Here is an 8,666-nt window from a genome sequence, read left to right as displayed (position 1 = left end):
AAACGGCGAATGCTGGCAATGCGCAAATCCATGGGACGAGGCCTAATCTTGCGATGCGGCAAGTATATAGATGCCCTCCAGGCTTAGGGCCCTTTCCCCGCCGGGCCGCCCCAAGGGGAAAGCGCCCCCTCGGGGGGCAGAGAGCGCCCGGAGGGCGCGAAGCGTGGGGGCTCCTTTCCCCGCCGGGCCGCCCCAAGGGGAAAGCGCCCCTCGGGGGGCAGAGAGCGCCCGGAGGGCGCGAAGCGTGGGGGCTCCCTTTCCCCGCCGGGCCGCCCCAAGGGGAAAGCGCCCCCTCGGGGGCAGTGAGCGCCCGGAGGGTGCGAAGCGTGGGGGCTCCTTTCCCCGCCGGGCCGCCCCAAGGGGAAAGCGCCCCCTCGGGGGGCAGTGAGCGCCCGGAGGGTGCGAAGCGTGGGGGCTCCCTTTCCCCGCCGGGCCGCCCCAAGGGGAAAGCGCCCCCTCGGGGCAGAGAGCGCCCGGAGGGCGCGAAGCGTGGGGGCATTACATTCTGGGGTCAGATGGTTACAGGACTTTCCCTGTCAGACCGGCTGCATCGCGCGCGCAACGGTCGTTTCACGTCGATTTGCTACCTTTGACGCAACGCGGTAAATTCCACCTCTTGCGCGGTCTGCCTATCCGATACCGGCGCGTTGAGGCGGATGGTACGGGTCACCTCCCCAGCCATCCTGCCGCAGTGATACTTGCTGTTGGCCGCGCCACAAGCGTGTGTTGCCAAAGCTTCCATTTCGACCTCCAGCGTCCCCAAGGGCGTTTGCACTGCGTTCTGTCGAGCGTGTGCCGGGTCGGCAGGGTGTCCGGGTGGCGTGGCTCCGTGAGCCGCTAAGCGCCGGATCATGTGTCGTAGCCGGTATGGGTTCCGTTGCCGCCGTATCCGGGCGAGCAGCAGTCAGGGTTGCAGGGCCGGTACTGAAAGGAAATAAACATGGAAATGAATGGCGCCGATATCGTCGTGCGCTGCCTGGCCGATGAGGGCGTGGAACACGTTTTCGGCTACCCCGGCGGCGCAGTGCTTTACATCTACGACGCGATCTTCAAGCAAGACAAATTTCAGCATATCCTGGTTCGTCACGAGCAAGCCGCCGTGCACGCCGCCGATGCCTATTCGCGCTCGTCGCAAAAGGTTGGCGTCTGCCTCGTGACCAGTGGCCCGGGCGTGACCAATGCCGTCACCGGCATCGCCACCGCCTATATGGATTCCATCCCATGGTCATCATCAGCGGGCAAGTGCCCACTGCGGCCATCGGCGAAGATGCGTTCCAGGAATGCGACACCGTCGGCATCACGCGCCCCTGCGTCAAGCACAACTTCCTGGTGCGTGACGTCAAGGACCTGGCTGAAACCATGCGCCGCGCGTTCTACATCGCGCGCACGGGCCGCCCCGGCCCGGTGCTGGTCGATATCCCCAAGGACATCACCGTCGCGCAGTGCAAGTACACGCCGCCCAAGGGCGAGATCTCGATGCGTTCCTACGCGCCCGTCAACAAGGGCCACCAGGGGCAAATCAAGAAAGCCGTGCAGATGCTGCTGGCCGCCGAGCGACCAATGATCTACACCGGCGGCGGGGTCATCCTGTCGAACGCCGCGCCCGAGCTCAACAAGCTGGTGTCGCAACTGGGCGCGCCGTGCACCAGCACCCTGATGGGTCTGGGCGGCTACCCGGCCAGCAGCGGCCAGTTCGTGGGCATGCCCGGCATGCACGGCACCTACGAAGCCAATATGGCGATGCAGCACTGTGACGTGCTGCTGGCCATCGGCGCTCGTTTCGATGACCGCGTGATCGGCAACCCCAAGCACTTCGCGCAGAACGCCCGCAAGATCATCCATATTGATATCGATCCGTCGTCGATCTCCAAGCGCGTGCGCGTTGACGTCCCGATCGTCGGCAACGTCAAGGATGTGCTGGCCGACCTGTCCGCCCAGTACGAAGTGGCGGCCGCCGAGCACAAGCCCGCGTCCATCACCAAGTGGTGGGAGCAGGTCGAGACCTGGCGCGGCAAGGAATGCCTGAAGTTCGCCAACTCGGACGAAGTCATCAAGCCGCAGTATGTGGTGGAAAAGCTCTGGGAAGTGACGGGCGGCGACGCCTTCGTGACGTCCGACGTGGGCCAGCACCAGATGTGGGCGGCCCAGTACTACAAGTTCGACAAGCCGCGCCGCTGGATCAATTCCGGCGGCCTGGGCACCATGGGTGTTGGGCTGCCGTACGCGATGGGCGTGCAGATGGCCAACCCTGGGCACGACGTCGCCGTTATCACCGGCGAAGCGTCGATCCAGATGAACATCCAGGAACTGTCGACCTGCCATCAATACCGCCTGACGCCCAAGATCGTCTGCCTGAACAACCGTTTCCTGGGCATGGTCCGGCAATGGCAGCAGATCGATTACGGCTCGCGCTATTCCGAGTCCTACATGGATTCGCTGCCCGACTTCGTCAAGGTGGCCGAGGCCTATGGCCACGTGGGCCTGCGTATCGAGCGTCCGGCGGATGTCGAACCCGCGCTGCGCGAAGCCTTCGGCAAGCACAAGGAACGCCTGGTCTTTCTGGACTTCATCACCGACCGCACCGAAAACGTGTGGCCGATGGTCAAGGCTGGCCGTGGGCTGACCGAAATGCTGCTTGGCTCTGAAGACCTGTAAGGAGGCCACCATGAAGCACGTGATTTCCGTCCTCCTCGAAAACGAACCCGGCGCGCTGTCGCGCGTGGTGGGTCTGTTTTCCGCGCGGGGCTACAACATTGAAACCCTGACCGTGGCGCCCACCGAGGATTCCACGCTGTCGCGCATGACCATCGTGACGACGGGTTCCGATGAAGTCATCGAACAGATCACCAAGCACCTGAACCGCCTGGTGGATGTCGTTAAAGTGGTCGACCTGACCGAAGGCGCCCACATCGAGCGCGAGCTGATGCTCGTGAAGGTGCGCGCCGTGGGCAAGGAACGCGAAGAGATGAAGCGCATGGCGGATATTTTCCGTGGCCGCATCATCGACGTGACCGACAAGTCCTACACCATCGAATTGACCGGGGTGCAGGAAAAAGTACAGGCCTTCCTGGAGGCCCTGGACCGCAGTGCCATCCTTGAAACCGTACGCACCGGCGTGTCCGGCATCGGACGCGGTGAACGGATTTTGAAGATTTGACCGGCCTTCCAGGCCAAGCCACACCCTACATCTGAATTAATCGAATATCCAAATACTGGAATCTGGAGCACAACCATGAAAGTTTTCTACGACAAAGACTGCGATCTGTCCCTCATCAAAGGCAAGACGGTTGCCATCATCGGCTACGGCTCGCAAGGCCACGCGCACGCGCAGAACCTGCATGAATCGGGCGTGAAGGTCATCGTCGGCCTGCGCAAGGACGGCGCTTCGTGGAACAAGGCCGCCAACGCCGGCCTGGAAGTCAAGGAAGTGGCTGATGCCGTCAAGTCCGCCGACATCGTCATGATGTTGCTGCCCGACGAGAACATCGCCTCGGTCTACAACAAGGAAGTGCACGGCAACATCAAGGCCGGCGCCGCCCTGGCTTTCGCTCACGGCTTCAACGTTCACTACGGCCAGGTCGTGCCGCGTGAAGACATCGACGTCATCATGATCGCCCCGAAGGCCCCCGGCCACACGGTGCGCAACACGTACAAGCAAGGTGGCGGCGTGCCCCACCTGGTGGCCGTGTACCAGGACAAGTCGGGCGCCGCGCGTGACGTGGCCCTGTCGTACGCCAGCGCCAACGGCGGCGGCCGTGCCGGCATCATCGAAACCAACTTCCGCGAAGAAACCGAAACCGACCTGTTTGGCGAACAAGCCGTGCTGTGCGGCGGTACCGTCGAACTGATCAAGGCTGGTTTCGACACGCTGGTGGAAGCCGGCTACGCGCCCGAAATGGCGTACTTCGAATGCCTGCACGAACTGAAGCTGATCGTTGACCTGATCTATGAAGGCGGCATCGCCAACATGAACTACTCGATTTCGAACAACGCCGAATTCGGCGAGTACGAAACGGGCCCGAAGATCGTCACCGACGAAACCCGCAAGGCCATGCGCCAGTGCCTGACGGACATCCAGACTGGCGAATACGCCAAGAAGTTCATCCTGGAAAACACCGCTGGCGCCCCGACGCTGACTTCGCGCCGCCGCATCAATGCGGAATCGCAGATCGAGCAGGTGGGTGGCAAGCTGCGCGCCATGATGCCCTGGATCGCCGCCAACAAGCTGGTGGACAAGTCCAAGAACTGATCGACGCCCGGCGCGGGCTGGCCCCGCGCCCCGTCCGACAAGACGGCATGCCTCCAAAGGGCATGCCGTTTTTTATTGCCTTTTCCTCAGGCATGGCACTTGCTCTGTCCCGCAAGCGGGGCCATATGAGTTAACCTTTCACAGTCCGTTGTAAGTTATTGAGACTATGCCCAATTTTTCCATGCGCGATTCCGAGAACCGCCACCGAAGCATTTACTTGCTGCCCAACGCATTCACCACCGCTGCGCTGTTCGCGGGGTTCTATGCCGTGGTGCAGGCAATGAATGATCGCTTCGAAGTTGCCGCCATCGCCATTTTCGTGGCCATGGTGCTGGATGGCATGGATGGCCGGGTGGCTCGCCTGACCAACACGCAGTCGGCATTCGGCGAGCAATATGACTCTTTGTCCGACATGACGTCGTTCGGCGTGGCGCCCGCGCTGGTCATGTACGAATGGATCTTGAACGATTTGGGCCGCTGGGGTTGGCTGGCCGCCTTCGTCTATGTGGCAGGTGCCGCGTTGCGGCTGGCGCGGTTCAATACCAATATCGCCGTCGTCGACAAACGTTATTTCCAAGGCCTGCCCAGCCCGGCCGCCGCCGCGCTGGTGGCGGGTTTTGTCTGGCTGGCGGTGGACAATAAGCTTCCCATCCATGACAGCTTGATGGCTTGGGTGGCGTTCACGCTGACCATGTACGCGGGCATCACCATGGTGTCCAACGCCCCGTTCTTCAGCGGCAAGAGCTTTGCGCTGGGCCGTAGCGTGCCGTTCTGGGGCATCTTGCTGGTGGTGGCCGTATTCGTGTTCGTGTCCAGCGACCCCCCGGTCGTGCTGTTCGGGCTGTTCGTGCTGTATGGCTTGTCGGGTTGGGTCATGTGGGGCTGGCGCTGGAACAAGGCGCGCCGCCTGACGCAAGAGCGCCGCGGCCACTCGTCCTGATCCGCTGATCGCTGCTTTTTTTCAAAGCGCAGCCCATAAAAAAACCCGCCAAGCGATTATTGGCGGGTTTTTTGTTGATGGCGGGTTCAGCGCCACATGAATCTGTCGTCGTCGTACATGGGGTCGGGGCCAGGGTGGAAGTGCGTCACCTTGCTGCCGTCGCGGCTCATGTAGACGTACATTAGTGAATTCCACACGCCATTTTCCTTGTACCGGTACGACCACACGACTTCGCGCTTTTCGCCCAGGCCCGTGACATCGATTTGGGCGGGCGGCCCGAATTCGCAGCGCACGCGGTCCGGTCCCCAGTCGCCGGTTTCCAGCACTTTGAAGTGCGCGTCCGTCAGCAGGGGCAGCACCTGGCCCACGCGGCCGTCGGTGCCGACGTTGGTGCCCCAGGCGTATTGGCCCATGGGCTGTTGCGTCCAGATGACGCGGCGCCCCCCGCCGGCTTGGGGGCATTCGAAGTTGGGCTGGCCGAATTGGGTAAGCACGTCGCCGTAGGAAGTGCCGGGCGGGATCTGAGTCATGTTGGCGCAAGCCGCCAGGCTGGCGATCGCCAGGGAAGCCAGGACCGTACGCGCGGGTCTGAAATATTTAGACATGTGTTTGCTCCTCAAGGGCGCCGCTCGGGCGCTGCAGGCCGGTACCGGCCCCCCAAAACCACCTGTGGGGTAATTCTAGCGAATCAGCTATAATCGCCGAGCTTTATCAAGTGTATTGATTTTGCAAGATGCTTTGCGCCGGCAGTCCGGCTGCAGAGTGACCCCCAACCCAGAGCAATCCGTGTGTGGTGGGCCATTCTGGCAGCTATTGAAGCAGCAGTGAGAAAGCAAAAACGCTTATCGCCGGAATTCACGCAAATTTTTTCCAAACCACGTCAGGGCACCTCGGCCCTGTCGCATGTCCGAAGAGGTCATCAATGTCTGTAGCTGACATCAAGAAATCCGATATCGTTGCGCAATTCCAACGCGCTCAAGGCGATACCGGCTCCCCCGAAGTTCAGGTGGCTCTGCTCACCGCCCGTATCAACGAACTGACCGGTCACTTCAAAGAACACATGAAGGACCATCACTCGCGCCGCGGTCTGCTGCGTATGGTCAGCCGTCGCCGCAAGCTGCTCGACTATCTCAAGGGCCGCAATCCCGATTCGTACCGCGCTCTGATCGAAAAACTCGGTCTGCGCAAGTGATCGACGGGGCTGGCTCCCCATGACGCAATAACCGTGGTCGGTGCGACGTATTGTCGCAGCGGCCACGGTTTTTCATTTGTAAGGAATAATCGTCATGTTCAACAAAGTGACAAAATCGTTCCAGTACGGCCAGCACACGGTCGTCCTGGAAACTGGCGAGATCGCTCGCCAGGCCTCCGGCGCCGTTGTGGTGTCGATCGAGGACACCGTTGTCCTGGCCACCGTTGTGGCTTCCAAGAAGGCCAAGCCGGGTCAGACGTTTTTCCCGCTGACCGTCGACTACATCGAGAAGACCTACGCCGCCGGCCGTATCCCGGGTGGGTTCTTCAAGCGTGAAGGCAAGCCCTCCGAAAAGGAAACGCTGACCTCGCGCCTGATCGATCGTCCGCTGCGTCCGCTGTTCCCGGAAGACTTCTACAACGAAGTCCAGGTCGTCATCCACACGCTGTCGGTCAATCCCGAGATTGATCCCGACATGGCCGCCATGATCGGCGCCTCGGCCGCGCTGGCCATTTCGGGCATCCCGTTCAACGGCCCGATCGGCGCCGCGCGCGTGGGCTACATCGACGGTCAATACGTCCTGAACCCGACCGCCTCGCAACTGAAGTCGTCCAAGCTGGACCTGGTGGTTGCCGGTACGGAAAACGCCGTGCTGATGGTGGAATCGGAAGCCCAACAGCTTTCCGAAGAAATCATGCTGGGCGGTGTGGTTTACGGCCACGAGCAGATGCAGGCCGTCATCAACACCATTCACGAATTGGTCAAGGACGCTGGCAAGCCCGAATGGGACTGGCAAGCTCCGGCCAAGGACGAAGCCCTGATCGCCGCCGTGACCGCGGCTGCCCAGGAAGGCCTGAACGCCGCCTACCAGATCCGCGACAAGCAGGCCCGCACCGCCAAGCTGCGCGAAGTGTCGGCCGACGTGTCGGCCAAGCTGGCTGCCGCCGCCGCTGAAAAGGGCGAGGCGCTGCCTGATGCCGTGACCGTCGACAACATCATGTTCTCGCTGGAATCGGCCATCGTTCGCGGTCAGATCCTGAACGGCGAACCGCGTATCGACGGTCGCGACACCCGCACCGTTCGCCCCATCAGCGTGCGTCTGGGCGTGCTGCCCCGCGCACACGGCAGCGCGCTGTTCACCCGTGGTGAAACGCAAGCGCTGGTCGTTGCCACGCTGGGCACCAAGCAAGACGAGCAGATCATTGACGCGCTCATGGGTGAATACCGCGACCGCTTCATGATGCACTACAACATGCCTCCGTTCGCCACCGGCGAAACGGGCCGCATCGGTGTGCCCAAGCGCCGCGAAATCGGCCACGGCCGTCTGGCCAAGCGCTCGCTGATCCCGCTGCTGCCGGCGCCGGAAGACTTCCAGTACACGATCCGTATCGTGTCGGAAATCACCGAGTCCAACGGCTCGTCGTCGATGGCTTCGGTCTGCGGCGGCTCGCTGGCCATGATGGACGCCGGCGTGCCGGTCAAGGATCACGTGGCCGGTGTGGCCATGGGCCTGATCCTGGACGGCGGCAAGTTCGCCGTGCTGACCGACATTCTGGGTGACGAAGATCACCTGGGCGACATGGACTTCAAGGTCGCGGGCACCGAAAACGGCGTCACCGCACTGCAGATGGACATCAAGATCCAGGGCATCACCAAGGAAATCATGCAAGTGGCGCTGGCGCAAGCCCGCGAAGGTCGCCTGCACATCCTGACCAAGATGAAGGAAGCGCTGGACGGTTCGCGTGGCGAGCTCTCGGCTTTCGCCCCGCGCATGCTGACCATCAAGATCAACCCCGAGAAGATCCGCGACGTGATCGGCAAGGGCGGCGCCACCATCCGCGCGCTGACCGAAGAAACCGGCACGCAGATCGACATCTCCGACGACGGCACGATCGTGATCGCCAGCGTCGACGAAGCGCAGGCCAAAGAAGCCCAGCGCCGCATCGTCGAACTGACGGCCGATGTCGAAGTGGGCCAGATGTACGAAGGTTCGGTCCTGCGTCTGCTGGACTTCGGCGCCATCGTGCAAGTGCTGCCGGGCCGCGACGGCCTGCTGCACATCTCGGAAATCGCCAACTACCGCATCGCGAACATCAACGATGTGCTGAAGGTCGGCCAGCAAGTCCGCGTCAAGGTCATCGAGGCCGACGACAAGGGCCGCCTGCGCCTGTCCATCAAGGCAATCGGTGGCATCGAAGCGCAGCAACCCGCTGCCGCTCCCGACGCTGCCCCCCAATCGGAACCGCAAGCTGAATAAGCTTGCTGCCTGATTGACCGAAGAACGG

General features: G+C 62.2%; 7 protein-coding genes and 1 pseudogene. 6 read left to right on the top strand and 2 right to left on the bottom strand.

Annotated elements, in window-relative coordinates:
- Nucleotides 1-904 precede the first annotated feature (904 nt).
- The gene (locus tag CVS48_RS29745; protein ID WP_244191398.1) at nucleotides 905-1,072 is read right to left on the bottom strand and encodes a hypothetical protein; all 168 of its coding nucleotides are present in this window, start codon (nucleotides 1,070-1,072) and stop codon (nucleotides 905-907) included.
- On the opposite strand from CVS48_RS29745, the pseudogene CVS48_RS29130 reads away from it, so the two are divergent.
- The 4 genes and pseudogenes from CVS48_RS29130 (at nucleotide 992) to pssA (ending at nucleotide 5,189) form a co-directional block, all read left to right on the top strand.
- A pseudogene (locus CVS48_RS29130) lies at nucleotides 992-2,655 on the top strand (acetolactate synthase 3 catalytic subunit). The gene CVS48_RS29745 and the pseudogene CVS48_RS29130 sit on opposite strands and share 81 nt — an antisense overlap.
- 10 nt (nucleotides 2,656-2,665) lie before the next feature.
- Entirely contained in the window at nucleotides 2,666-3,157 is a 492-nt protein-coding gene (ilvN, locus tag CVS48_RS29125) for an acetolactate synthase small subunit (RefSeq protein WP_006223608.1), read from the top strand.
- Nucleotides 3,158-3,232: 75 nt separating this feature from the next.
- Complete coding sequence (gene ilvC / locus CVS48_RS29120; protein ID WP_100852797.1) at nucleotides 3,233-4,249, top strand: ketol-acid reductoisomerase; 1,017 nt, start codon at nucleotides 3,233-3,235, stop codon at nucleotides 4,247-4,249.
- 166 nt (nucleotides 4,250-4,415) lie between these two features.
- On the top strand, nucleotides 4,416-5,189 hold the full coding sequence (gene pssA / locus CVS48_RS29115) for a CDP-diacylglycerol--serine O-phosphatidyltransferase (RefSeq protein WP_100852796.1): 774 nt from the start codon (nucleotides 4,416-4,418) through the stop codon (nucleotides 5,187-5,189).
- Nucleotides 5,190-5,275: 86 nt separating this feature from the next.
- On the opposite strand, the gene CVS48_RS29110 is transcribed toward pssA, so the two are convergent.
- Entirely contained in the window at nucleotides 5,276-5,794 is a 519-nt protein-coding gene (locus CVS48_RS29110; protein WP_100852795.1) for a hypothetical protein, read from the bottom strand.
- Nucleotides 5,795-6,111: 317 nt separating this feature from the next.
- On the opposite strand from CVS48_RS29110, the gene rpsO reads away from it, so the two are divergent.
- Nucleotides 6,112-6,381: a 30S ribosomal protein S15 gene (gene rpsO, locus CVS48_RS29105; protein ID WP_006223612.1), complete on the top strand. Its 270-nt coding sequence runs from the start codon at nucleotides 6,112-6,114 to the stop codon at nucleotides 6,379-6,381.
- 94 nt (nucleotides 6,382-6,475) lie between these two features.
- Entirely contained in the window at nucleotides 6,476-8,638 is a 2,163-nt protein-coding gene (gene pnp, locus CVS48_RS29100; protein WP_100852794.1) for a polyribonucleotide nucleotidyltransferase, read from the top strand.
- Nucleotides 8,639-8,666: the final 28 nt, after the last annotated feature.

Origin of the sequence: Achromobacter spanius, assembly GCF_002812705.1 — a bacterium.
In the GTDB taxonomy this organism is placed as follows: Bacteria; Pseudomonadota; Gammaproteobacteria; order Burkholderiales; family Burkholderiaceae_B; genus Achromobacter; species Achromobacter spanius.
The sequence above is the reverse complement of the archived record's forward strand: the minus strand, read 5'-3'. Positions and strand labels throughout refer to the sequence as shown.